This is a genomic window from Nostoc sp. TCL240-02, assembly GCF_013343235.1.
Classification (GTDB): domain Bacteria; phylum Cyanobacteriota; class Cyanobacteriia; order Cyanobacteriales; family Nostocaceae; genus Nostoc.
In genome coordinates this window covers 7,474,101-7,497,477 of the sequence record NZ_CP040094.1, presented here as the reverse complement: position 1 = coordinate 7,497,477, position 23,377 = coordinate 7,474,101, and the positions used below count along the sequence as shown (strand labels likewise).

Here is a 23,377-nt window from a genome sequence, read left to right as displayed (position 1 = left end):
AACGAATTTTATATGGGAAATCTGAGTCTTTATTTTTAAGTTTGAGATCGCAAGCTTGTAAATCAATAAATAGTACTTTCATCACTTTCTAATCGTACATTTGCTATAAATTCATGGTAATTTCTGTAATAGTCAGCTTCGTCATAAAAAGTAGAAGCCAAAACCATACAGACAGAACCGGAGGAGAAATTATCAATTTCTCTCCAGATCATCGGACAGATGTAGAGTCCATAATAGGAGCGATTCAGATGGTAGCGTTTTTGCTCATAACCATCATTTAAAACTATATCGAAGCTACCTGACATAGCAATAATCAGTTGCTGTAACTCTTTATGTGCATGGCCACCGCGTTCTGCACCTCCAGGAACATCATATAAATAATAAACTCGCTGAATTTCAAAGGGTATATGCCTGCCACCTTCGATAAAAGTCAAGTTGCCACGTGGATCAACAATTTTAGGAAAATCAATGATTTTACAGTTAACAATCATAAATACGGATTAAAAAATAATTCGTAATAATTTGATGCAAGAATATTAAACGGTTTCCCAATTGAAACTAAATAAGGTTACTGCTCTCTACTAGTTATCACCTTATAAATACTGACTAATATTTTACCATTTCAATTTTTTGGTAAGTTTTCCACCTACTAAATGGAACTTCTATTACATAATATGTAATAGATGCTAATAAAGTTGATAAAACCAGAGTATTAATTAATCTCATATAAAATGCTTCAATAGGAATTTGTGATGTCAAAATAGGACTGATTTTCGTAATAATTGGTATATGCCAGATGTAGACACCATATGATATGTTTCCAAACAACTCAACAACTCTTAATGGATTTCTTAAAATAGCACTGAATGATAAAGTTTCATTTTTGATTGAAGGTTGATACATTTCAAACTCAAATACGAATATGAAAAAAGATGTGATTAATGCAGTTATTGGTTGCCAAATAAAAAAGGCTGTAGATGTTCTTATACCTTTACCAGCACGCTCTGGTAAATTCCATAGTTCTTGATAATATAAATGATGAGCAGTCAACATATAAAGAGTAATAAGCAAAATAATAGCAAAATATTTCATATATGATTGAGGAATTCTAATTTCTTTAATTTTTTTTATTTTTATCATTTTTTGATTATTAAAAATTAATCCATTCACTATAAAACCACATATAAACAAATCTATATTTGTCACTAATGGAGTATAGGAATATTCAATTACATATTTTATCTGTTCACTAATTTGATGTCGTAAGCTAATCCAAAATATAAGCCTTACAATAAAAGTAAAAAAAATGATGAAAATAGCTATAATTACAAACTGTTTTCTACTAACTAAACGCTGTAATAGAAAAATGTACAAGAAGGGAACAAGTATGTAGAACTGTACTTCTGTTGACAAAGACCACATTGCTCCATTCCATGTTGGTGGGAATGACTGATTGTATGTAAAGGTAATTATTCTAAACAGATATCCCCAATTTTCTATTTTAAGAATATCGGTATAAACAAATAGAGCCAAAATCAATACAGCAAAATAATACAGAGGACAGATTCTTAATAATCGGTTACGCCAAAAATTGATAACCCCCGGAACATCCGCAGTGTAACGTTCAGTATAAAAAGCTTTACCCATTAAGTATCCTGACAGAGAAAAGAAAATCCAGACACCTACACCACCTGGACTGAATGTTAGCCAACTCAGGTCATAACCTTTATAAAAAATCGCATTTCTAGGAGGATTACAGTGAGTCATTACTACCATTAAACATGCAAAAGCACGCAGAGCGAGTAGTGCATCTAAACGATTATGATTATTAATATCTGTTTGGATGGTTGGAAGCATTATTGAATATTAAATAATAGTTTTTATCACTCTTGCTGGATTACCTGCAACCATCTTTCCAGGTGGAACATCCTTGTTGACTACGGATGCCGCAGCAATGATAGAATCTTCTCCAATGTATACTCCAGGAAGAATATTAGCTCCTGCACCAATAGCTACTTTGTTACTAATTTTCGGCCCTTGAATACGTTGTTCGTCATATCCAAGTTTTCCAATAGCATTATCATTAGTTGTAGCAACTAGCACGCTAATAAAGACATCATCACCAATTTCACAATTACCTGTAATGTGGGTTAGATCCATAATTTTTGTTCGGTTGCCAATCTTGGTATTATAGTTAATAGTCACCCCTCGGCTCAGAATACAGAATTCACCAATTGTGACTTTTTCTCTAATCGAAGCATTATCACCAATTAAAGTATTTCTACCAATTTCAACATCATAATAAATTACACAGTTAGGTCCAATAGAACAATTATCATATATAAATAACTGTTTCCTAAACTCATTCTTTCTTGTGGTTGCACCCGCTCCTTTTGGCTCTTTTCCCAGATAAGCTCCTGGAAATATTTCTACCCCATTGCCAATGACAACGCCTGATTCAATAGTTACATGAGGATGAATAATTACATTATTTCCTAATCTGACATCCGCAGCAATAACTACAAAATCTTTGATTTCTGTATTATTCCCAATTAAACTGGTTTCTACTACAGCAGTTTTACTAATCATATTGACGAAAAAGTTTATTCGCTAATTTTCATGAAATCGATTGTGACAGGAGCATAAGCTCTTGACCAAAATCGGTACATCGGATTTATCGGAGCATTAACTTTAAAGACTACACAGTTGTCTACTATATCTAAATAAATATGTTGCTCATTAGGCATTACTGGTAATTCTACTCCAAAAACTATTGTGTAAATTCCATCATTTAAGATATTGAGTGTTTTAGTCTCAATAATATATACTTCTCCTGCTTGGACAGCAGGCATATCAATATTTTCAGTAGTAGTTGTACTACCAATAATTTCAATTCCCTTTAAGTCTTTAATTAAGTATCCAGCACAAAAAGTAGAAAAATCTTTTTCAAATAAAATAGAAGCTTGAATATAAAAATCTTCTTTGTAATCTAACTGCTCTGTTACTTCATGTTGACTATTCAAGATTTTTATATCTAATAACTTTGCTCCGCCATCTCCATAACGGTAAGCACTATCACCAAAATTGACTTCTTCATCAGTTTTGACTAAGATTTCAAAAGCTGATGTTATTTTTAATCGATTATTTTGATTTGGCTGCTGTAATAGTTTTATAGGCGATATTTCTACATTTTTAACTTGTTGTAATAATTGTTTTTTTAATTCATCATTAGTAGTTTTACGAATATTATTTAAATAATTGTTTACGACTATTGAAGCTTTTCCAATATTTATTAGTTGACCGTGTTCTATAAAAGCGCATCGCTGACAAAGACTTTTGACCGAACCGATATCATGACTAACAAAAAGTACTGTAACTCCAGAATCCATCATTTGACGCATTCGTGCCATGCACTTTGCCTGAAAGAACATATCTCCTACAGCCAAAGCTTCATCCACAATTAAAATATCAGGGTAAATATGAATTGCTGAGGCAAAAGCCAGCCGTACATACATCCCACTGGAATATGTTTTAACCGACTGATCGATAAAATCTCCAATATCAGCAAAAGCAGCAATTTGATCGAAGCGTTCATCGACTTCTTGTCTAGAAAGGCCCATGATTGCGCCATTCATGTAAACGTTTTCTCTACCTGTAAATTCTGGATTAAAACCAGCACCCAATTCCAGTAGGGCTGCAACTCTGCCATTAACTTGCAGTTCTCCACTCGTTGGGGTTAAAGTTCCGCAAATCAGTTGCAGGAGTGTGGATTTTCCTGCACCATTGCGTCCGATAATGCCCATAGTCTCACCTTTGATCACCTCAAATGAGACATCCCGTACTGCCCAAAATTCTTGAGCATAGGTTTTTCCTGGTAAGAGCAGTTCTTTTAGGCGATCAACTGGACGAGCATATCGCTTGTAGCACTTCGAGACATTTTTTAGAGAAATTGCAATTTTTTCTCCCATACTTTTGCTGTCAATCCTCAGAACTTTCACACCATGATTAAAAAGTGATTAATTTGCCATGTTTACAATACATCAGCAAAGGCGGGACGCAAACGTTTGTACATGGAAAATCCACAATAAAATACGATCGCTGCGATCGCAGTAGCAACTCCCCACTCATACCAGTGTTTAACCTCCCCAAGTAAAATTAAGTCGCGATAAACTTCAGCTATAGCCGTCATGGGATTTAACCAAAATACTAATCCCCGCCATTTTTCTGGAATTGCTGACGCTGGATAAACAATTGGTGTCAGATATAACCAAAGATTTAAAATCACTGTTAAAGTCTGCGGTATATCTCGCAAAAATACTGTTAACCCTGCTGTTAAATAACCCAATCCTGCTGTTAGTAATAACTGGGTTAGCCATACCAAGGGTAATAGTGCCAAAGTAGGATGTAAAGTATGAGAAGTTACCGCTACAAAAAAAATCAACGCCATTAAACCAAAAGAACTCTCAATAAACGTTGACAAAACTGGCACAATCGGTAACAAAGCTAGGGGAAATACAATCTTCTTGACTAAGTTTGGCTGTGCTATGACTGAACCAGAAGACTGCATCAAACCCCCTGTAAAAGCAATCCAGGGAAGTAAACCTGCAAACAGCCATAAACCAAAGATGAAGTTATTTTCTGGTAAACCTTTGAGACTTAACTTCACTTTCAGCACAATCGAAAACACATAGGTGTAAATCAGTAATTGTGATAGTTGATTTAGTAGAGGCCACAAATTGCCCAAAACAGAACCCTTATACCGCGCCTCCAAATCCCGACGCACCAAAGTTCTGAGTAAGTCAAACTTTGTCCACAAGTGTTCGTTGACTGGGAGCATGCGTCTGAGCCTCCCTGCTTTACGTACAAATCCTCGCATTGTTTGTAACAATTTTTGCTTCCTCGTTCACTATTTACACACCTAATTTGTCTCCATAAAGCTTTATAGCTTTGAAAACATGCTTGCTTGTATTCTTTAGAGAATATATCAGTACTAGAAAATAATATCTAAATTGTCTTGGTGATTGTACAATGAATCGGCTATTGCCAAGTGTTTACTACAAATATAATTTCTGTCGGCAATACTGCTTTGTTTGTGAATGGGGCAAGTTTTTGCTTAACTAAAGCTATCTGGATCAACTCCCTGTGATCGCAAATACTCAGCTAATCGTTCAGCCCGTTGACATTCTTGGTCAGCTTTTTCTTTGGATACTCGGCACTCAACCCTCTGAATTATACCAACGGTTCTAGCTGTTGCGCTTCGTTGCGCTGTGACAAACATTGAGTATTTTTACTTATCTTGATGCGAAGAAGGTAGGACGCGAGATTTTAGTGGGGAGATTAAACCCTTGCTACCTTGGTTGTTAATTTTAAGTTCTTAGGTCAAAAGTTTAGAAGTTAGAAGTTTGGAATTTTCTCCCTCATCTCCCCTGAATTTGTGAAAGCTGAGTCACGGATTCCGCTACACTGAGACTGGTTTGTTGCATTGTAATCAGGCATGGAAATCGGACAAAAGGTTAAAGTGTTTCGTTTGCGCGATCGCGTTTCTGCCCCAGTTGTAAAAAAACTAGGGCAAGTGGGTGTCATCCAAGGCTACAAAGTTACCGATGGTGGTGGAATCGGTGTCGTCGTAATGTTTGAAGACAATACTTCCACTTGGTTTTTTGAAGATGAAATCAAACCTGTGTAGTTGGAAAGAACTCAGATCCGGGCTTTTCTTGGCATCTGAATTTCCAGCACCGGTTGAGAATCTTTGTTGAGTGCTAAGTTGGAATTGAAAAGATCGGCGGTGAAAATAGGAATCAAGCAATGACTCTAATATTGACATTTTTGGGCAAAGGCGGCACCGCTCGTACCAAAATTGCGATCGCCGCCGCCAAATCATTGGCAAGTCAAGGCAAGCGTGTACTCCTCGCAGGACAAGCAGAACCAACATTGTCAATCCTGTTGGGTACTCCCATTGGTGTCGATCCTCAAGAGATCGCTCCCAAGTTACAGGCGGTACAGTTGAAAACATCTGTACTGCTTGAGCGTAACTGGGACGAAGTGAAAAAACTAGAAGCGCAATATCTCCGCACACCCATTTTCAAAGATGTTTTTGGTCAAGAACTGGTAGTATTACCAGGAATGGACAACGCCCTAGCCCTCAATGCTATCCGCGAATATGATGCCAGTGGCAAATATGATGCGATCGTCTACGATGGCACGGGTGACTCTTTAACGTTGCGAATGTTGGGTTTGCCAGAATCTCTCAGTTGGTATGTTCGGCGATTTAGGCAATTATTTGTCAACTCCGATTTGGGTAAGACTATTACTGAATCGCCCTTAATCCAACCGCTAATTAGCAGCTTTTTTAATATCAACTGGACAGCAGATAATTTTGCAGGGCCTACCAACCAAGTCAATAATTTCTTGGAAAAAGGGAGAGCCGCTCTTGCCGATCCGAAGCGTCTTGCTGCTTTTTTAGTGACCACAGGAGATCCAATTGACGTAGCAAATGCTCGTTATTTATGGGGTAGCGCTCAACAAATTGGTTTAACAGTCGGTGGTGTTCTGCTTGTGTCTCCTGAAACAAACGTCAATCTGCCAGAGGAATTTATCCCCCTACCTGTGAGCGTCGTTCCGGACTCACCAACAGGTGACTGGCAAGCACTGATAGACGCATTACCCAACTTTGAAGCACAAGCTCTACAGGCTCCTAAACCAATTGAAATAGACATCCACAATCGTCAAGTACGCCTATTCTTGCCAGGTTTTGACAAAAAGCAAGTCAAGCTTACTCAATATGGGCCAGAAGTCACGGTAGAAGCAGGAGACCAGCGCCGGAATATTCCCCTACCCCCGGCTTTAAGTGGCAGACCCGTTGCTGGAGCAAAGTTTCAGAATAATTATTTGATAATTTCGTTTTAAGTTATCAGGTATGGGCATGGGGCATAGGGCATAGGGCATGGGAAATAAGGAGTAGGGAATGGGGAAAAGTTAATCATCAATGCCCAATGCCCAATGCCCAATGCCCAATGCCCAATTCCCAATTCCCAATTAATCAGTAAAAATTATGTCAGAATCAACTCCCATTACCCCAAACCCTAACCCATCTGAGGCATTAGACTCAGTGGTAAATAATCCAAATGAGCAAGCAATAGCATCTGCCGATCGCAATGCGAAAGCTAGGCAGCTACTAGGGATGAAAGGTGCTGCTGCTGGGGAAACTTCAATTTGGAAAATTCGTTTGCAGCTAATGAAGCCGATTACCTGGATTCCCCTAATTTGGGGCGTAGTCTGTGGTGCGGCTTCTTCGGGTAACTATACTTGGACACTGGAAAATGTGTTGAAAGTATTAACCTGTATGCTTCTGGCTGGACCATTGATGACAGGTTACACCCAAATCCTCAATGATTACTACGATCGCGAAATCGATGCCATCAATGAACCTTATCGTCCGATTCCCTCTGGCGCAATTCCCCTATCCCAGGTAATTATTCAGATTTGGGTATTGCTGATTTCTGGCTATGGTTTAGCATTTGTGCTAGATGTGTGGTCTGGTCATGAATTCCCAACAATTACAGCGATCGCGATTATCGGTTCTTTTATCGCCTATATTTATTCTGCACCTCCCCTGAAACTCAAGCAAAACGGCTGGCTAGGTAGTTACGCCTTGGGTGCAAGCTATATCACCCTACCTTGGTCTACAGGACACGCTTTATTTGGTGAACTCAATTCCACAATTGTGATTTTGACAATGTTCTACAGCTTGGCTGGATTGGGTATTGCCATTGTTAATGATTTTAAGAGTGTAGAAGGCGATCGCCAGCTAGGATTAAATTCACTACCTGTAATGTTTGGCATTACTACTGCGGCATGGATTTGTGTAGTGACAATTGATGTATTTCAAGGATTTATCGCAGCTTATCTCGTCAGCATCCATGAGAATTTGTATGCAACAATACTAGTACTCTTAATCATCCCGCAAATCACCTTGCAAGATATGTATTTCTTGCGCGATCCTGTCAAGAATGATGTTAAGTACCAAGCCAGTGCCCAACCGTTCCTTGTTCTGGGAATGCTGGTAACAGGTTTAGCGCTAGGTCATGCTGGCATTTAAATTATACTTCTATAGTCAGAGATTAGGAATTAGGAGCGGAGCCGGAGACGCTCCGCCTCCGGTTAGGAGTTAATATACTTCTAATTCCTAATTTGTATCAGGACATAGCGTGTTAGAACTGATATCTTTCCTCCTTCATGGGATTCAACCTCTATTAGTCCCAATTTGCTTTGTCGTTGCTTGGACTGTAACTATTCTCGTTGTTTGGAGTCTCTGTGCGGCGGCGCGAGACAGTGTGACTACAGCCAAGCTTATGCATCAAATCCCCTGTACTGGTTGCCAATTTTTTACCGACAATTACCGTCTTAAATGTACTGTACGCCCATCTATTGCGAATACAGAAGAAGCGATTGATTGTTCTGACTATCAACCGAAGACGAATCCTTATCTGTATTAGGGATTGGGGATTGGGAAAGAGTTTGCCCAATATTCAATAACTATTGACCAATTTCCAGCAATATTTTTAAAACACCCCGACTCTGGGCGTGTTCAAAAGCTGCAAGCCCTTCAATGAGGGGATAGGTGGCATAAATCAGGGGTTGTACGTCAACTTGTCCTGTGGCTAGTAGCTGGAGGGCTGGGGTAAAGGGGCCACAACGGGAGCCGATGAGGGTGATTTCATCCACTACTAAAGAAGAAGCATCTAAGCTGAGGTTGCCAGCATAAGTACTTTTAAGTACAAGCGTACCACGGGGACGGAGGGCGCGGCGAGCGATCGCAAATCCTTCTGGGTTGCCAGTACATTCTACTGAAACATCGAAATATCCATCTTTTACAGTATCAGCTAAACCAGTTTTAATCCCCCGTGCCTCTAAGTTGGCAAGTTTGTCTTGATGTCGGCCTACAGCTAAGAGTTCACAGCCAGTTAGCGCTAATGTTTGGGCTACCAACTGTCCTAATTTACCATCTCCAACCACTAACACACGATCGTTTGGACACAATGGCACTTGCTGCTGAATTTCCAAAGCTGCTGCTATTGGTTCGGTAAATGTTGCTACTTCTGTTGGCACATTCTCAGGTACTAAATGCAGGTTCTCTATCGGCAAACAGAGATATTCACCAAAGGCTCCATTCCGATTGACAATACCTAAAACTGTGCGATTTTCGCAGTGAGTTGGTTGTCCACTGATACAAAACCGACAATGCCCACACACAGCGTTGATTTCTCCAACTACACGTTGGTTAACTAAGTGTTCTGGCCCTTTTTCAACCACGCCAACAAATTCATGTCCCAAAATACCAGTGTAGGGATAGTAGCCTCTGAGTAGTTCCAAGTCAGTATTACAGATACCCGCACGCAAGACGCGTACTAAAGCTTCTCCTGCTGGTGGTTCAGGAATAGGAATATCTGTACGTAGCTGCAACTGGTTATTTTCGAGCCAAAGTCCTTTCATTTTTCTTTACACCATTTTCAAAAATCTTTGCAAAATAATGAATCGACTGTAGTCAATTCAACCTTACAAGAGTGGGTATAAACAGCGTCTGCAAAGTGATTATGAATTACGTCTCTGTACTAGGTATAGGTATTTCTTGAGTTTTAGTTACGTCAATTTTGCTTAACCAAGTAACCAAGTCTTCTGAGTCCAGCGCTATCTCACTTCCTAAAGTTTTGATATAAAGAAGTCCGTCGCTAATAATTAAATCTCTAATTGGATACCATGAATCTCGTCTTCTAATTAGAAGTTCCAAAGGAATTCCTAGTCTTGAAGTATACTTGCGATATTTCCACCAAGCTCGCCATAAAAGTACAGATTTAGTACAGTGCATCTTATAGCCTTTGGGAACTTCGCTGTATTGATACTGATAAAAACCGCGACTATCTACTTCTCCTTTGAGAAGATAACTATATTCTGCTAATACCTGATTTATCAATTCCCACTGGGATGATTTTGGAGAAATCGAGAATTCAGATGGTGTGTTAGATAGTTGGACGGTAGCAATCACACCTTCGGCTTTTGCTGTTAGTTGGTTAGTCTTGTATGCTGTTTGCGCTGTCAAAGCAGGGTTTGACAACAAAACTTCTTTTTTCTGGATAGAGTTTTGCACAAACTCTCGAATTAAATCTAGATTAGACAACATAAAATTATTTATACTAAATTAAGCAGTGTGATATAAACCACAACGGTACTTAAATTAGTAACTACATTGGTTTTGCACTTAAATCAGGATTATTACCAGTTTTATTTATACTCAATTCTCTGTCTAACTAGGGCTTTATTAACTTTGATGTCGGGGATGTCGCCGCTCACTACTCTGATTGACAAAATAATCGTTTTAAGCATGAGAGCAGCTGATTAGATTTTTACGCCATCTAGAAAAGGTTGAAATACTGGGATTAATTCGGGATAACTGACAACCAAAGTGGGAAAAGAGCGATCGCTATAATCCTCGCCCGGTGACAACGGAAACGGTTCTGACTTTAGCGATGACCATACCCCACCAGCAGCCTGGACAATTACCCAAGCCCCCGCTAAGTCCCAAACTTTTGGTGTCGCCTCAATCCCACCGAGAGTAGCTCCAGTAGCAACTGTCAAAAAATTATAGCTAGCTACACCCAACATCCTAATTTTACAGGGAAAGCCGTTTTTGATAGCTGCGGTACTACGGGAACAGAAGTTAAAAAAGTGATTATTGCTGGGACTATCAATACTAGTGTGGATGGGGTGGTGGTTGAGAAATGCTCCTGTTGGTGTTGCTAAACCAGATGAACCTGCCCAGAAACCATGAAAAGCTTGATTCAAGGTTGGTGCGTAAACATAACCGAAAATGGGTGTACCTCGATACAGTAAACCCAGAGAAATTGTCCAGATAGGAATGCCGCGTGTGAAGTTGGTTGTACCATCGAGAGGATCGATTACCCAGCACCACTCAGTACCGGGAAATGACTGATCGCTCTCTTCGCTCAAAATGCCATAACCAGAGAAAGTAGAAGCGATCGCATCCCGAATTTCCTGATCTGCCCATTTATCTGCTTGCGTCACCAAAGTACCATCAGCTTTTTGGTCAGCCTGGACTTGCCCAAAATCTTGCATTAGCTGCTTGCCCACTCTGGTAGTGGTAGTTTGGGCAAAATCAAGAATTGTTGTCCAAAAATCATTCATTGGTTATTAGTCATTTGTCATTGGTCATTGGTCATTGGTCATTTGTCCCATGCCCAATGCCCTATACAGTTTAGTCTAAATCGCTTTCTAAGACTGAAGCGATCGCAAGCTTTGTACTTGTTTGAAATTCTGTGATATTTACCCGATTCAGAAACCAAATCGACAGCACCATTCCCACGGCTTCCAGAATAAATACCAGTCCATAAGCTAGTTCTAGGCTTGGTAGCAGCTTGCGTCCAATATCCAAAACTGTACCTCCGATTACCACCGCTATTCCTCTAGAAATTGACTGCGCTAATCCCCATGCGCCAATAAACGTACCTGCGGCTTCTGCTGCGGTGAGATCCAGCATCAAGCTAATTGCTGCTGTAGTTAAGAAACCTGTGGCTAAACCGAACAATACCAAAGCTAGTTTGAGAACTGCTGCATTAGCTGTGAATCCTGATATACCCAGCAAGATTGCACAGAATGCTACTAACATACAGCCTAGACGTGCAGTTCTGCGCTTACCCAAACGCGGGACAATGTAAAAGCCAGTAACGCCGTAGGCAATCAGTAGACCAGTTCCGTAAAAAACATTTAATTTGGTACTTTCTGCTAAGGGCATTTTAAACACTTGACCCGCATAAGGTTCCAAAATCGGGTCTTGCATAAATAAACTGATAGTCATCACCAATAAAAAGGAGAAGAATATACCTGTTTGTGAGCTAGCTGTCAAGATTTTCCAAGCATTGCCAAGAGTAATGCTGTCTTCCCGGTTTACTAGTGTGGAACGGGTTAAGTATTGGGAGTACCTTTTTTCTACGCCTAATGTAGCTGCGATCGCTAAACCAAATACAATTGCTGGGACGATAGTAAACAGCCTAGTGATAGATGCTTGCAAGGTTTCTAAGGTTGCTTCTGGCGTTAACTGTTTCAGCAAGCTGGCACTGATAATCGCCCCAACAATAATCCCCACCATTAGCATCGACCAAACTACACCAACTACTTTGGATCGGTTATCTTCTTCAGATATATCCACCAACAAAGCAGCGAATGCAGTACCGCTAGCACAAATTCCTAAACCGTAGATAGCGAAAACCAAAGCCAAAAGTGCTGTCCAGCCGATTGTTTGGGTTGTCCATGTCCAACCACCTGCACTAGTAGCGGCAAGATTTAGTTGCCACATTACTTGTATAGCTAAAAATGCTGCGATCGCAAATATTGCCGCACCTACCCAAACATAAGCTGTGCGGTGGTATCCCCATAACGGCTTGGCATCCGAAATCTGGCCGAACCAGACACGGGAAGGAGCAACAAATAAGGGCAGTGCTAGAACTACTGATACCAGCGTCGCCGGAATTGCTATTTCTTGAATCATGACTCTGTTAAGTACGCCCAGAGTCAAAATAGACATCATGCTCAACCCCATTTGAAATAAACCCAGCCGGAACATGGTTAGCAGGTTTACCCTTGGCACAGATAGGGATTTTCTTTCGGTATCAAATACTTCACCGCTTGCCATAGCTACTTTTTCGTATGGTTTATAGGATTTAATCTCTCTCTATTTAAATAAAGATAAACCCTACTCGCTTAAAATCAGCGAACGAAAAGTTGAAGTTGCGATTTGGCAAGCTATTATACACCTCAATTAGGGTGTACGCTTCAGCCAAGTTAGGATTAATTTTTATGACTTGGTTGTAATCTGCGATGTCTACGATGGTCACTGAGCGAAGTCGAAGTGCGGGCTACGCCTACGCATAACAAGAGAATTTTAGGATGAAATAGTGAACACGAGACTCCATTTACTATCAAATTTTTAAACGCTTTCCTGGGTTACTCTTTGAACTAATTGATAATCCTCCTCTGCAAAGGCAAAACTATCGATTTGAATCAGTTGAAGTCAAAGAAACCGCTTTTCGCATCGATAGTGTGTTTTTACCTCGAGAGGATGCAACATCCAGAGCGATCTTTTTTGCTGAAGTTCAATTCCAAAAAGCGGAAAGTGCGGTCTTGGGGTCTCCCCAAGTAGAGCAACTTTCCAAGACAGATGAAGCCCTCTACCATCGGGTAGCTACCCAAAATGCACTAATATCCGGAGAAAACTGTATAATAACTAGTCAAGTGGCGGATAAGTATAATGGAAAACTTCAAAAGCAAGCGGTTGGTTATGGTATACGACTATGTCTAGCAAATTGGAGTACGCACGCCGACTATATGACAGTGTTTTAGACTGGTATAAAAGTGCAGACTCAAAGGCTCAAGTAGTTTTAGCTATTGATACTGGTTTCTTGGCATTTCTAACAAGCACGATCTTTTCTGAACCTGATAAACTGCGAGCAATTCTTGCTGCATTCAGTTGGGTAACATGGCTAAACCTGATATTAATGCTTTTATCATTAATAGTATCAATTGGATCTACTGTTTTTTGCGTTTGGTCACGAATATATTCACTTAAAGAAGTTAAGCAAATTATTAAAAAAGCTGAGTCGAAATACCAAGATACTGACAAATATCCTCCAGAAATGATAATGTGGTTTTTCCAATTTATTGAGGCTTTAGATTTTCATAAATTTCAAGCTACTATTAAGTCCATTGAAGAGGAATTTGAGCTTAAAGTGCTTGCAGAAGAAATATATATACTCTCAAGGAATGTTCGTAACAAACACCTCGCAGTTAATATTGGATTTGGGTTTGCAGCATTGAGTCTAATCTTTTTTGTTATGGCGGCTGCGAGTTATCTACCCTCTGTTACTTAAGTTCTAAATAAACTACCCAGCATTGGCTTAAAGAACCCTTGTAGTAACCTATTTTTCACTTTGATACCACAAGCTTTTCTTACTTATGACTTATTAGAACTCTCAAAAATGATGCGCCAAATCCTTAATGCTCAATGCCCTATTCGCAATTTTGCCCGTGACAATATAAAAGTCAAAAAGCTTGAACAAAGATCGATCGCAACATTGAGCAGGAACTAGCGAAAAAAGAGCGATCGCCGGAGGCGGGCGGGTACGCCATCGCACTCCAGCAACTACAATGAGAGTACAACTAGTGTTGTACCTCTAGAGGCTGAAAAAATGAAACGCACACTATATATTCCTGATGAGTTGTGGACACAACTTGACCAATACTTAAAAGATCACCCAGAGCAAAGCCCATCAAGTGTTGTACAGGAAGCACTGGCGGAAAAGTTACGCCCCAAAAATGGTTCAAGGCTACTATCGCTAGCAGGAATCGTGGAAAATGCTCCTACAGATGCTTCAGTTAATGAAGACTATTTGATACAAGGATGAAGCGTCTCGTTTTGGATGCAGGCCCCCTGATTGCCTTGGTTTCTGTCCAAGATGACTACCATCAGGAATGCAAAGCAGGTTTTAGTAAGTTACCAGCGTTGTTTGGTGAGGTTCTAACCCCTCTACCAGTGCTGTTTGAAGTTTACAAGTTTGTGCTACGAGAACAATCGAGCCGTGCTGCAATAACTGCAATAGGTGTCATTAGTGAGAACACAGTGACTGTACCAGTGAGCATGGAAATGTTTCAGGAGATTTACAGCATGGTTCGCCAGATACCAGACTGGCAAGGAACTTTAGAAGATGCCTCTAGTGTTTGGACTTTAGATTACAGAGATTTAAGTTGGTTTAAGAGTCTAGAATTGTGGTTTCCCTGATCATTACACAGGTCAGTTGAAACATTGTGAAAATGTGGTTTTAACTACGCTATTCCATTGAATTAGTAAGATAAACTTGCCGTATATATGTCATCCAACTACTTACCTTCATCTAGTAACTAAAAAGGCATAAGCAATGAGTAAAGAAGTAGTCAAAGTAATATTATGGGAAGAAAATCAAAAAGATTTTCTCAAAAAGTTCTACGATCTCCAATTTATTCCGAGAGTAGGAGAGGAAGTTTACCTAAAAAAAGAGAGATGGAAAGTAACCAGAGTTGAGCATGATGTTGAAATTAGTGAGATTAATGTCTACATGGAATTGATCAAAAAAGCCAAACAGGATAAATCATCTAATTCTTAAATACAAATAAATACACTCAACTATAGCAATCCTATTTGATTTGTAAGAATTGCAGTCCACAGATCCCCGACTTTTTTGAAAAGTAGGGGATCTTGTTTCTGCGCGTTTGATTCAGGATTTAAATCTTTATACAAACCGCCATGTCTACGACGGGTGTAGCTACGACACCACAAGATTTACAGCCAAGTCGTGGCGATCGCACCCAATCTTGTCTGTAACGATAGACTATAAAAGTAAAGAAATGTAAATAAACTAAATTTTGCAACTGTGGAAAACATCACATTGGGGCAAAATGGCCCAGTTGTTACACCTTTGTGCATAGGCACTTGGGCTTGGGGTGATAAACTATTTTGGAATTATGGCAACGCCTACGGCCCAGAACAGTTACAAGAAGCCTTTACAGCAACCTTAGAAGCTGGTATTACCTTCTTTGATACTGCCGAAGTCTACGGAATGGGATTATCAGAGAAATTTTTGGGTCAATTTCTCCAACATACACAACAACCTGTACAAATTGCCACAAAATTTGGCCCTTTACCGTGGCGATTTACAGCCCAATCTGTATCTGATGCTTTAACAGCCAGCCTCAAACGTTTACAATTAGAGCGAATCGCGCTGTACCAAGTGCATTGGCCTTTTGCCTTCTTTTTAAGCCAAAAAACTCTGATAAATGCCCTAGCCGATGAAGTGAAGCGGGGCAGAATTGCCTCGGTTGGTGTAAGTAATTACTCAGCAGAGCAAATGCGAGACGCGCATCAAATATTGGCGGCCCGTGGAGTACCTTTGGCTGTCAACCAAGTGCGTTATTCTTTACTCAGTCGTCAAGTTGAAAGCCAAGGTATTATCGCAATTGCGCGTGAGTTGGGTGTAACTATCTTGGCTTATAGTCCTCTAGCTCAGGGATTACTCACTGGCAAGTACAGTATTGATAGTACTGAAATCCCCACTGGTGCGAGAAAAATAGACCCGCGATTTAAGAAAGAAGGTCTGCAAAAAATTGCCCCAGTCATATCCTTGCTACGCAACTTCGGGGAAAAATACGATCGCACTCCCGCCCAAGTTGCTCTCAACTGGTTAATTGCTCAGGGCAATGTTATTCCCATTGCTGGGGTAAAGACAGCCGAACACGTGCGTCAGAATGCTGGTGCTTTAGGCTGGAGATTGAGCGAGGATGAAGTTGCAGAGTTAGAACTAGTTAGCCGTCCTTGGCTGTAGTATTTTTGAACTACTCAAACACAGGAGGCCAAATTTCTGACACTATTAGCTCCCAACCTGGTAATAAGTCTGGTAGTGTCAGTTTATCGTTATCCTGCAAAACTATTGGTTCTTGGTTGAGTCGATAAACTGTAAGCGTTAATTTGTCAGGATCAATCAGGATACCAACTGTAGATCCGAGTTGTAAAAATAGCTGAATCTTTTCTACGAGTGGTTTGATCCGGTCTGACTTAGATTTGATCTCTACCATCAAGTCAGGTACAAGTTCTACAAAGTCGCGCTTGCTTGTTTTCAGTCTATCAGCACGAACAAAAGACACATCGGGAGCGCGGAGATTTCGTTTTTCGTTATCAGCTTCTTTCCCGTTTTCAGTTTCTAATGTAGGCAAAATAAAACCAGCGCTAGAACCAGTTACCCGTCCTAGCTTCTGTGGGCGCACCCAATTAGCCAGTTGCCGCGCAAACTCTATGCCTATTTCCTCTGACTCATAATCTGATGGCCCCATAACAATTATATTTCCGTCTACCAACTCCATTTGCAATTCTGGATGCTCTGCTTGTAATTGCTCTAAATCTGGAATAGTGAACATAAGACCACTAAGAATGCATCTTTAAATTTATCTTCCTACAAACTGGTAGAAAAAATTACCCAAAAAGCCAAAAAGTCAAGAGCCAAAGTCAAAATCTTGACTCCTAACTCTCAACTCTCCAATTTTAGATTTGGATTTTGGATTGAAGAAAAAATCTAAAAATCGTTCGACTGAACGCTCACGACAAGTCTAAAATCCAAAATTGATTAACTTCTAACTGTTGACTAAGAAGCTGATTCTCTAGCTATGGGTGAACCTATCTTTTTACTGGGGGATGCAGAAGAATCTTGTCCGCTTGTCCGCAGTTTTGGCTTGGGAGAAGAATGTCTTTCTTCACCATTGTTACTATCTGATTTCCACGCAGCACGGGGGCGATCGCTAGAAGATGATTCACGACGCTTGCCAAGTCTTGGTTTGGGAGCGGAACTTTCCTCTTGGGGAATTTCCACATCTGAACTCAACCAAGCAGGGCGAGTTTGATCGTAAGCAATTTGCAGTGCTGCGGCGGCGATCGCTTGAGCATCGTATTCTTCAATCAATTCGCTAACAATTGGCAAGAATGAAGCCAAACGCTCACCTGTTAAAGCTTCCCGTACCTGTTCTTGCAATTTCAAGATGTGCCGTGCTTCAATCTGTGCGCGTGTTGGAATCGACAGCAATTGCCAACTTTGGCGATTATGACGTTCAAATGTTTGCTGTTTGCGCCGCTCAAATGGTTGTACTAGAGAGATTGCTGTTCCTTCTTTACCAGCACGACCAGTCCGACCAATGCGGTGGACGTAGGTTTCTACACTATCAGGTAAGTCGAAGTTGATTACGTGTGAGAGTTGATCGACATCTAACCCTCGTGCTGCAATATCAGTTGCTACCACCCAACGCACTTGACGGTTACGGAATCTGATCAATAAACGTTCCCGCGCTTGTTGTGACAAGTCACCGTGGTATTCATCTACACTATGACCAGCGCCTTGTAACTGACTGGTGAGTTCGGCGGCGGTGCGTCTGGTGCGAACAAAGATTAAAGCTGTTTCTGGATCTTCCATTTCCAAAATCGGCTGTAATGCTTTGGCTTTTGTCCAATGGCGGGGGATCAAGTAAGCTACTTGATTAATCTTGTTGGGAGCGGCTTTTGGCTGCTCAACTGTGACGGTTGCAGGCGATCGCAAAAACTTGTTCACCAACATCCGAATCGATGGGGGCATTGTTGCCGAGAATAAAGCTGTTTGGCGATCTACTGGCGCTTGCGAGAGTATTTTGATTACATCGTCGATAAAGCCCATGCTCAACATTTCATCGGCTTCATCTAACACAAACCACTTCACTTGATCGAGCTTTAAACAGCCGCGATCGAGCAAGTCTATCACCCGTCCGGGAGTGCCCACAACCATGTGAACGCCACGTCTGAGTTGTAACATTTGGCGGTCAATTGATTGACCACCATAGATTGCTAACACCCGCAATCCTTCATCACCGATGAACTGAGCGATCGCATCGTGAACCTGCATTGCTAATTCACGAGTTGGTGTTAAAACTATGGCTTGTACGGCTTTTTGATTAATATCTAGCCGCTCTAAAATAGGCAGTGAAAATGCTGCTGTTTTGCCTGTTCCAGTTTGAGATTGACCGACTACATCACGACCACCCAGCAATTGGGGAATTGCTTGGACTTGAATGTTAGTTGGTTCGGTAAAACCGATTTTTTCTAGTTGGGCGACACGTTCTTGGGAAATGCCTAATTCTTGGAATGAAAGAGTCATTAATTCGTCCTAAATTTTATGTAAGGATTTTTGGATTAGTCATTTAGTCATTAGTCATTAGTCATTAGTCATTAGTCATTAGTTATTAGTAAGCCAAGGGTGATAGCGTAGCCTCAACTCTTAAAGAGGCTATGGCAAGTCCGCCAGCGTTTCAGGTAAACCCTCATGAAAACTGCCATTAATGCAGCATTGACATCAAAATAAGCGCGAATCTGTAAGGGTCATCTAACAAAGGACAAAGGACAAATGACAACTTAGTTATTGACTACTTGACCATAGAGGTCGTATGTATCAGCGTGGTGAATCGCTACTGGCACGATGGTTCCTAACTTTGCCTGGCCTTTGACATACACCAGACCATCAACCTCTGGGGAAAATCTACCTGAACGACCTATTAGTTCACCACTTTCAGGATTTTCTTGCTCAATCAGGACATCGACGATTTTGCCTACTTCCTGCTGATTTTTCTTTTGAGAAATCGGTTGCTGGAGTTCCATCAGTTGGTATCGGCGATCGTCCATCACTTCTTGGGCCAACTGATTTGGTAGCTTGTAAGCTGGGGTTCCTTCCTCAGAGGAAAAGGTGAAGACACCAACATGATCGAATTCATGCCGCCCGACGAACTCTAGTAGATGCTCAAAATGCTCTTGTGTTTCTCCTGGGAAACCAACAATAAATGTTGTCCGCAATACGGCTGTTGGTAGCGCCGTTTTGATGCGATCTATAATCCCATCATTGACGCGCCCTTGCCAAGGACGGTTCATGGCGCGGAGAATATCTGGATGAGAATGCTGCAATGGCAAATCCAGATAGGGCAAGACGTTTGGTGTTTCTTGAATCGCCGCGATCGCATCTGGGGTCAGTCCCGTGGGATAAGCGTAATGCATTCTGATCCACGATATATCTACTTTCCCCAAAGCACGAAGTAATTCGGCTAATTTTGGCTTACCGTAAATATCCAAACCGTAATTAGTAGTGATTTGGGAAATTAAAATAATCTCCTTTACCCCTTGACTAACTAACTGCTCCGCTTCAGCGACTATAGATTCAATAGTACGCGATCGCTGGTTCCCTCGAAGATGAGGAATGATACAAAATGCACAACGATAATCACATCCTTCCGCAATGCGGAGGTAAGCTACGCCTTCAGTTGTAGTGCGATAGCGCGGTGTAGTTTCGTCGGCGATGTAGGTTGGCTCAATACTAACCTGTTTGACCCGCTCACCAAGTTCAACACGCTCAATTACATTAACAATTTTGTGATAATCGCCAGTACCCACCACCGCTACTGCTTCGGGTAACTCCTCCAAAAGTTGTTCCTGGAAGTGTTGCGCCATACAGCCAGTGATTACGATCTTTTTATTTGCCTCTGCCAGTTCTACCAGAGTTCTGACAGATTCTTGCCGCGCTGCTTCAATAAAACTACAAGTATTAACAATAACGTAATCTGCTAATTCTTCATTTGTATCTACACCGTAGCCTGCTTCTACGAGCATTCCCAGCATGTGTTCTGTATCAATTCGATTTTTCTCGCAGCCCAGGTGAGAAATGGCAATTGTTGGCTTGTCACCCATATTTTGAAAACATCTTCATTTTTTTCTTCTTGTTGTTAAACATTCCGGCGCTAACTTCGCTTTTTTGCTATCAGCATCTTCATGAAAACACTACAGTGGCAAATCCCCACTGTTAGTAACTTTACGTGGATTCATAACCCTATCAATAAATAAAAATAGAGGTCATGTTATGATATTCCTATCAATCTGTTCCCCAGGGTAAATTGAAGTGTCTTTGGGTACATTTGACACTTGTAATCTTTTTTAACAATTTGCCTATTGGTATTTTACATTACCATAGCGTGTGCGTTGTTATCTACCCATCGGGAAGCCGCCCAAAGGGCTTGTTGTTGAGAAGTCGCTACCCTCCGGGAAATCGACGAAAGCGACTACGCTTGATAAAGCAGTAATACTAACCTGGCCATTGGCAAGTCTTGCGACTGAGCGCGGACAATATGCCTAAACCACGGAAAGCTGCCTTGCGTCTAGTGAGTGGCAAACTCCTCTTGTAGCCAAGTTTTATCTTAACATATCTTATGGGAGGTTTCACGCCAATTTCCATCTAAGGAAGGAGGCAGTAAACCGACTATCATAAAAAACATTTGACTAGTTAATGAAAAGTCAAGAGTCAAGGGTCATACAGTCAATAGTCAAAAAATTCTAGACTCTGGACTCCGCAAGGCGGATTAAAGACGTGGACTTATATCAATTATTTAAAACTCGCTCACCGATTATTGGCGTGGTTCACCTGCTACCACTGCCTACCTCGCCCCGTTGGGGAGGTAGCCTAAAAGCGGTGATTGACCGAGCCGAGCAAGAAGCCGCAGCCCTTGCAAGCGGAGGGGTTGATGGGTTGATTGTGGAGAATTTTTTTGACGCGCCCTTTACCAAAAACCAAGTCGATCCCGTGGTTGTGAGTGCCATGACCATTGTGGTGCAACGGATACAAAACTTGGTAACTTTGCCTATAGGGTTAAATGTTTTGCGAAACGACGGCAAAAGTGCAATGGCGATCGCTAGCTGTGTGCAAGCGCAATTTATCCGCGTCAACGTTCTCACGGGAGTAATGGCAACCGATCAGGGATTAATTGAAGGAGAAGCGCATCAACTGCTCCGCTATCGACGGGAGTTAGGCAGCGATGTTAAAATCCTGGCCGATGTGTTGGTGAAACACGCCCGTCCTTTGAGTTCTCCAAATCTCACAGTCGCCGTGAAAGACACCATTGAAAGGGGTTTAGCAGACGGAGTGATTTTGTCTGGTTGGGCTACTGGTAGCCCTCCTAACTTAGAAGATTTGGAACTAGCTTGTGATGCAGCCGCTGGCACGCCAGTATTCATCGGTAGTGGGGCGAGTTGGGAAAATATTGATACATTGATCCAAGCAGCAGATGGTGTAATAGTTTCCAGTTCTCTGAAACGTCACGGACGCATTGAGCAACCAATTGACCCAATTCGCGTCAGCCAATTTGTCGAGGCCGCGCGTCGCAGTTGGAACTCCAAAGCTGAAAGCAAATTAGCAGAACAAGTAAAGTTACATTCTTAGAAAGTGGAGAGTGAGGAGTAGGGGGAGTAAGCGAACAATTATTATTCCCCATTCCCCATTCCCCATTCCCCATTCCCCATTCCCCAATAGCAGTTTATGATTCGCCGTCGTTCTACTCCTTGGATTCATAAATGGTCACGGACATTGATTGCCGCGATCGCTGGATGTGGTGCCCTGATCACAGGTTATCTCACCATAGAAAAGTTAACAGGAGGCAGTGCCGCTTGTGTGGTAGAGGCTGGCGCTAAGGGTTGTAATGATGTGCTTTCCAGTCCTTGGGCAACGGTTTTTGGTCAGCCATTAGCTTTGTTTGGGTTTTTGGCATACATCAGTATGGTGATATTGGCTTTAGCTCCCTTGGTATTCAACTCAGGAGAAAACAATAGCCGCAAACAATTAGAAAATTTGACATGGTGGCTGCTGTTAGTGGGTGCGATCGCTATGTCTGTCTTTAGCGGCTACTTAATGTATGTGTTGGCATCTCAAATTAAAGCTATTTGTCCTTACTGTATCGGTTCAGCTTTGTTCTCTGTGAGTCTTTTGGTACTAACGATTATGGGTCGCACTTGGGAGGATATTGGACAAATCTTCTTTACTGCCCTGATTGTCGGCATGGTAACGCTGATTGGCACTTTAGGGGTTTATGCTGGTGTCAATAAATCAGATGTAATATCTGAAACTCCAGGACAACCAGCAAAAATTACCTTTAATTCCAAAGGAGACCCTAACCCAGCCTTTGGTTGGGAAGTTACTACTACTTCTGGTGAGGCAGAAATAGCCTTAGCAAGCCATCTGGCAAAGATAGGCGCAAAGGAATACAGTGCTTACTGGTGTCCTCACTGCCATGAACAAAAAATGATTTTTGGTAAAGAGGCTGAGGAAATAATCAACAAAGATGTTAAGGTAGAGTGCGCTCCCGAAGGACTCAATGCTCAAACTGAACTGTGTAAAACCGCAAAAATTGAAGGCTTCCCCACTTGGATTGTCAATGGTAAAAGCTATAGCGGAGTCCAAAACTTAGAGGAACTAGCAAAAGTTTCTGGTTACACAGGGCCTCGCAACTTCAAATATTTCAAATAATTGCCTTCAGTAAGTCCCTGTTGCGGTTCCCAATTTATTAGGAAGGTCAGTATATGTGTCAGATACAACAGTATTGAGTACCTTTTATTACTCATCAGTCGGAACTCAGTCCTAAGTAGAGTCAACTGGATGAATACAGCAAGGTCTGTTTCCAGTTGGCTTTTTTGTTTTTGGTGATAGATAATAAGTCTTGTCTAATAATCAATAACCAATTTTGCTGCTCCTTTTATCCGCAAACACCTAAAGCTGAAGGAAATTAATCAAGATTTATACTTAATTTGTGCTGATAGCCAAAAAAGTTCCAGTTGGCGTTTGGTAAGATAATTGGCCTCAATATATGCTAATACATCACAAATATCAGGATAGCTTGAAAAATCTTACGGAGTTGAACAAACTCTTAGAAACTCTATTTAGCTCTCCTTTGAGCTATGTTA

The 23,377-nt window shown here is 41.2% G+C and carries 24 protein-coding genes and 1 pseudogene; 12 read left to right on the top strand and 13 right to left on the bottom strand.

The features are described 5' to 3' along the window. Positions 1-62: 62 nt before the first annotated feature. From FBB35_RS32165 to FBB35_RS32140, 6 genes are all read right to left on the bottom strand, one after another. Positions 63-491, bottom strand: a complete 429-nt coding sequence (locus FBB35_RS32165; protein ID WP_174713052.1) for an FdtA/QdtA family cupin domain-containing protein — start codon at positions 489-491, stop codon at positions 63-65. A 115-nt stretch (positions 492-606) separates the two neighbouring features. After that, positions 607-1,857 (bottom strand): acyltransferase, encoded by a 1,251-nt coding sequence (locus tag FBB35_RS32160; protein ID WP_174713049.1) that lies wholly within the window; start codon positions 1,855-1,857, stop codon positions 607-609. A gap of 9 nt (positions 1,858-1,866) precedes the next feature. Then, complete coding sequence (locus FBB35_RS35635) at positions 1,867-2,589, bottom strand: N-acetyltransferase (RefSeq protein ID WP_174713045.1); 723 nt, start codon at positions 2,587-2,589, stop codon at positions 1,867-1,869. Positions 2,590-2,603: 14 nt separating this feature from the next. Beyond that, positions 2,604-3,968, bottom strand: coding sequence for an ABC transporter ATP-binding protein (locus FBB35_RS32150; RefSeq protein WP_174713041.1), 1,365 nt, complete (start codon positions 3,966-3,968; stop codon positions 2,604-2,606). 62 nt (positions 3,969-4,030) lie between these two features. Continuing rightward, complete coding sequence (locus FBB35_RS32145) at positions 4,031-4,876, bottom strand: ABC transporter permease (protein WP_174713038.1); 846 nt, start codon at positions 4,874-4,876, stop codon at positions 4,031-4,033. A gap of 237 nt (positions 4,877-5,113) precedes the next feature. After that, positions 5,114-5,278: a hypothetical protein gene (locus tag FBB35_RS32140; RefSeq protein ID WP_174713036.1), complete on the bottom strand. Its 165-nt coding sequence runs from the start codon at positions 5,276-5,278 to the stop codon at positions 5,114-5,116. Positions 5,279-5,494: 216 nt separating this feature from the next. Here FBB35_RS32140 and FBB35_RS32135 point away from each other — a divergent pair, with 216 nt between their 5' ends. The 4 genes from FBB35_RS32135 (at position 5,495) to FBB35_RS32120 (ending at position 8,495) form a co-directional block, all read left to right on the top strand. Further along, positions 5,495-5,686 (top strand): DUF2862 domain-containing protein, encoded by a 192-nt coding sequence (locus tag FBB35_RS32135; RefSeq protein WP_174713034.1) that lies wholly within the window; start codon positions 5,495-5,497, stop codon positions 5,684-5,686. Positions 5,687-5,805: 119 nt separating this feature from the next. Continuing rightward, positions 5,806-6,906 carry an ArsA family ATPase gene (locus tag FBB35_RS32130; RefSeq protein WP_174713032.1) on the top strand — a complete coding sequence of 367 codons (1,101 nt, stop codon included), beginning with the start codon at positions 5,806-5,808 and terminating at the stop codon, positions 6,904-6,906. Positions 6,907-7,051: 145 nt separating this feature from the next. Further along, entirely contained in the window at positions 7,052-8,098 is a 1,047-nt protein-coding gene (gene chlG / locus FBB35_RS32125) for a chlorophyll synthase ChlG (RefSeq protein ID WP_174713030.1), read from the top strand. Positions 8,099-8,207: 109 nt separating this feature from the next. Next, positions 8,208-8,495 (top strand): hypothetical protein, encoded by a 288-nt coding sequence (locus tag FBB35_RS32120; protein ID WP_174713028.1) that lies wholly within the window; start codon positions 8,208-8,210, stop codon positions 8,493-8,495. Between the two features lie 40 nt (positions 8,496-8,535). Here the strand turns inward: FBB35_RS32120 and FBB35_RS32115 are convergent, their stop codons facing one another. The 4 genes from FBB35_RS32115 to FBB35_RS32100 all read right to left on the bottom strand — a co-directional run bounded on the left by FBB35_RS32115 (position 8,536) and on the right by FBB35_RS32100 (position 12,703). Further along, positions 8,536-9,492: an alcohol dehydrogenase catalytic domain-containing protein gene (locus tag FBB35_RS32115; protein WP_174713026.1), complete on the bottom strand. Its 957-nt coding sequence runs from the start codon at positions 9,490-9,492 to the stop codon at positions 8,536-8,538. A 106-nt stretch (positions 9,493-9,598) separates the two neighbouring features. Beyond that, positions 9,599-10,177 carry a hypothetical protein gene (locus tag FBB35_RS32110; RefSeq protein ID WP_174713024.1) on the bottom strand — a complete coding sequence of 193 codons (579 nt, stop codon included), beginning with the start codon at positions 10,175-10,177 and terminating at the stop codon, positions 9,599-9,601. 215 nt (positions 10,178-10,392) lie between these two features. After that, positions 10,393-11,199 carry an inositol monophosphatase family protein gene (locus FBB35_RS32105; RefSeq protein ID WP_174713022.1) on the bottom strand — a complete coding sequence of 269 codons (807 nt, stop codon included), beginning with the start codon at positions 11,197-11,199 and terminating at the stop codon, positions 10,393-10,395. Positions 11,200-11,269: 70 nt separating this feature from the next. Next, positions 11,270-12,703, bottom strand: a complete 1,434-nt coding sequence (locus tag FBB35_RS32100) for a BCD family MFS transporter (protein WP_174713020.1) — start codon at positions 12,701-12,703, stop codon at positions 11,270-11,272. A 278-nt stretch (positions 12,704-12,981) separates the two neighbouring features. Between FBB35_RS32100 and FBB35_RS32095 the strand changes: the two are divergent. The 6 genes and pseudogenes from FBB35_RS32095 to FBB35_RS32070 all read left to right on the top strand — a co-directional run. Next, positions 12,982-13,269: pseudogene (locus tag FBB35_RS32095) on the top strand (DUF2887 domain-containing protein); the annotation flags it as partial. Between the two features lie 92 nt (positions 13,270-13,361). Then, positions 13,362-13,937, top strand: coding sequence for a hypothetical protein (locus FBB35_RS32090; protein WP_174713018.1), 576 nt, complete (start codon positions 13,362-13,364; stop codon positions 13,935-13,937). 318 nt (positions 13,938-14,255) lie between these two features. Further along, positions 14,256-14,471 carry a hypothetical protein gene (locus FBB35_RS32085; RefSeq protein WP_174713016.1) on the top strand — a complete coding sequence of 72 codons (216 nt, stop codon included), beginning with the start codon at positions 14,256-14,258 and terminating at the stop codon, positions 14,469-14,471. Beyond that, entirely contained in the window at positions 14,468-14,845 is a 378-nt protein-coding gene (locus tag FBB35_RS32080; protein ID WP_174713013.1) for a type II toxin-antitoxin system VapC family toxin, read from the top strand. The genes FBB35_RS32085 and FBB35_RS32080 overlap by 4 nt, the downstream gene beginning before the upstream one ends. Before the next feature lie 136 nt (positions 14,846-14,981). Beyond that, positions 14,982-15,206, top strand: coding sequence for a hypothetical protein (locus tag FBB35_RS32075; RefSeq protein ID WP_174713010.1), 225 nt, complete (start codon positions 14,982-14,984; stop codon positions 15,204-15,206). A 267-nt stretch (positions 15,207-15,473) separates the two neighbouring features. Then, entirely contained in the window at positions 15,474-16,421 is a 948-nt protein-coding gene (locus FBB35_RS32070; RefSeq protein ID WP_174713008.1) for an aldo/keto reductase, read from the top strand. A 10-nt stretch (positions 16,422-16,431) separates the two neighbouring features. Here FBB35_RS32070 and FBB35_RS32065 read toward each other — a convergent pair whose 3' ends face one another. The 3 genes from FBB35_RS32065 to rimO form a co-directional block, all read right to left on the bottom strand. Continuing rightward, positions 16,432-17,010 carry a Uma2 family endonuclease gene (locus FBB35_RS32065; RefSeq protein WP_174713005.1) on the bottom strand — a complete coding sequence of 193 codons (579 nt, stop codon included), beginning with the start codon at positions 17,008-17,010 and terminating at the stop codon, positions 16,432-16,434. 224 nt (positions 17,011-17,234) lie between these two features. Further along, a complete protein-coding gene (locus tag FBB35_RS32060; protein ID WP_174713002.1) occupies positions 17,235-18,767 on the bottom strand; it encodes a DEAD/DEAH box helicase in 1,533 nt (510 codons plus the stop codon). 254 nt (positions 18,768-19,021) lie between these two features. After that, positions 19,022-20,341: a 30S ribosomal protein S12 methylthiotransferase RimO gene (gene rimO / locus FBB35_RS32055; RefSeq protein ID WP_174713000.1), complete on the bottom strand. Its 1,320-nt coding sequence runs from the start codon at positions 20,339-20,341 to the stop codon at positions 19,022-19,024. Between the two features lie 673 nt (positions 20,342-21,014). Between rimO and btpA the strand changes: the two genes are divergently transcribed. Together btpA and FBB35_RS32045 are read left to right on the top strand one after the other, a co-directional pair. Then, complete coding sequence (gene btpA / locus FBB35_RS32050; protein WP_174712998.1) at positions 21,015-21,863, top strand: photosystem I biogenesis protein BtpA; 849 nt, start codon at positions 21,015-21,017, stop codon at positions 21,861-21,863. Between the two features lie 96 nt (positions 21,864-21,959). Further along, positions 21,960-22,943 (top strand): vitamin K epoxide reductase family protein, encoded by a 984-nt coding sequence (locus tag FBB35_RS32045; RefSeq protein WP_174712996.1) that lies wholly within the window; start codon positions 21,960-21,962, stop codon positions 22,941-22,943. The last annotated feature ends 434 nt before the right edge of the window (positions 22,944-23,377 follow it).

Coding starts and splice junctions, on each gene's coding strand:
- FBB35_RS32080 (WP_174713013.1), top strand. CDS start 14,468: ATGAAGCGTCTCGTTTTGGATGCAGGCCCCCTGATTGCCTTGGTTTCT.
- FBB35_RS32115 (WP_174713026.1), bottom strand. CDS start 9,492: ATGAAAGGACTTTGGCTCGAAAATAACCAGTTGCAGCTACGTACAGAT.
- FBB35_RS32140 (WP_174713036.1), bottom strand. CDS start 5,278: ATGTTTGTCACAGCGCAACGAAGCGCAACAGCTAGAACCGTTGGTATA.
- FBB35_RS32160 (WP_174713049.1), bottom strand. CDS start 1,857: ATGCTTCCAACCATCCAAACAGATATTAATAATCATAATCGTTTAGAT.
- FBB35_RS32065 (WP_174713005.1), bottom strand. CDS start 17,010: ATGTTCACTATTCCAGATTTAGAGCAATTACAAGCAGAGCATCCAGAA.
- FBB35_RS35635 (WP_174713045.1), bottom strand. CDS start 2,589: ATGATTAGTAAAACTGCTGTAGTAGAAACCAGTTTAATTGGGAATAAT.
- FBB35_RS32060 (WP_174713002.1), bottom strand. CDS start 18,767: ATGACTCTTTCATTCCAAGAATTAGGCATTTCCCAAGAACGTGTCGCC.
- FBB35_RS32150 (WP_174713041.1), bottom strand. CDS start 3,968: ATGGGAGAAAAAATTGCAATTTCTCTAAAAAATGTCTCGAAGTGCTAC.
- FBB35_RS32100 (WP_174713020.1), bottom strand. CDS start 12,703: ATGGCAAGCGGTGAAGTATTTGATACCGAAAGAAAATCCCTATCTGTG.
- FBB35_RS32090 (WP_174713018.1), top strand. CDS start 13,362: ATGTCTAGCAAATTGGAGTACGCACGCCGACTATATGACAGTGTTTTA.
- chlG (WP_174713030.1), top strand. CDS start 7,052: ATGTCAGAATCAACTCCCATTACCCCAAACCCTAACCCATCTGAGGCA.
- FBB35_RS32145 (WP_174713038.1), bottom strand. CDS start 4,876: ATGCGAGGATTTGTACGTAAAGCAGGGAGGCTCAGACGCATGCTCCCA.
- rimO (WP_174713000.1), bottom strand. CDS start 20,341: ATGGGTGACAAGCCAACAATTGCCATTTCTCACCTGGGCTGCGAGAAA.
- FBB35_RS32045 (WP_174712996.1), top strand. CDS start 21,960: ATGATTCGCCGTCGTTCTACTCCTTGGATTCATAAATGGTCACGGACA.
- FBB35_RS32135 (WP_174713034.1), top strand. CDS start 5,495: ATGGAAATCGGACAAAAGGTTAAAGTGTTTCGTTTGCGCGATCGCGTT.
- FBB35_RS32130 (WP_174713032.1), top strand. CDS start 5,806: ATGACTCTAATATTGACATTTTTGGGCAAAGGCGGCACCGCTCGTACC.
- FBB35_RS32105 (WP_174713022.1), bottom strand. CDS start 11,199: ATGAATGATTTTTGGACAACAATTCTTGATTTTGCCCAAACTACCACT.
- FBB35_RS32075 (WP_174713010.1), top strand. CDS start 14,982: ATGAGTAAAGAAGTAGTCAAAGTAATATTATGGGAAGAAAATCAAAAA.
- FBB35_RS32085 (WP_174713016.1), top strand. CDS start 14,256: ATGAAACGCACACTATATATTCCTGATGAGTTGTGGACACAACTTGAC.
- FBB35_RS32110 (WP_174713024.1), bottom strand. CDS start 10,177: ATGTTGTCTAATCTAGATTTAATTCGAGAGTTTGTGCAAAACTCTATC.
- FBB35_RS32165 (WP_174713052.1), bottom strand. CDS start 491: ATGATTGTTAACTGTAAAATCATTGATTTTCCTAAAATTGTTGATCCA.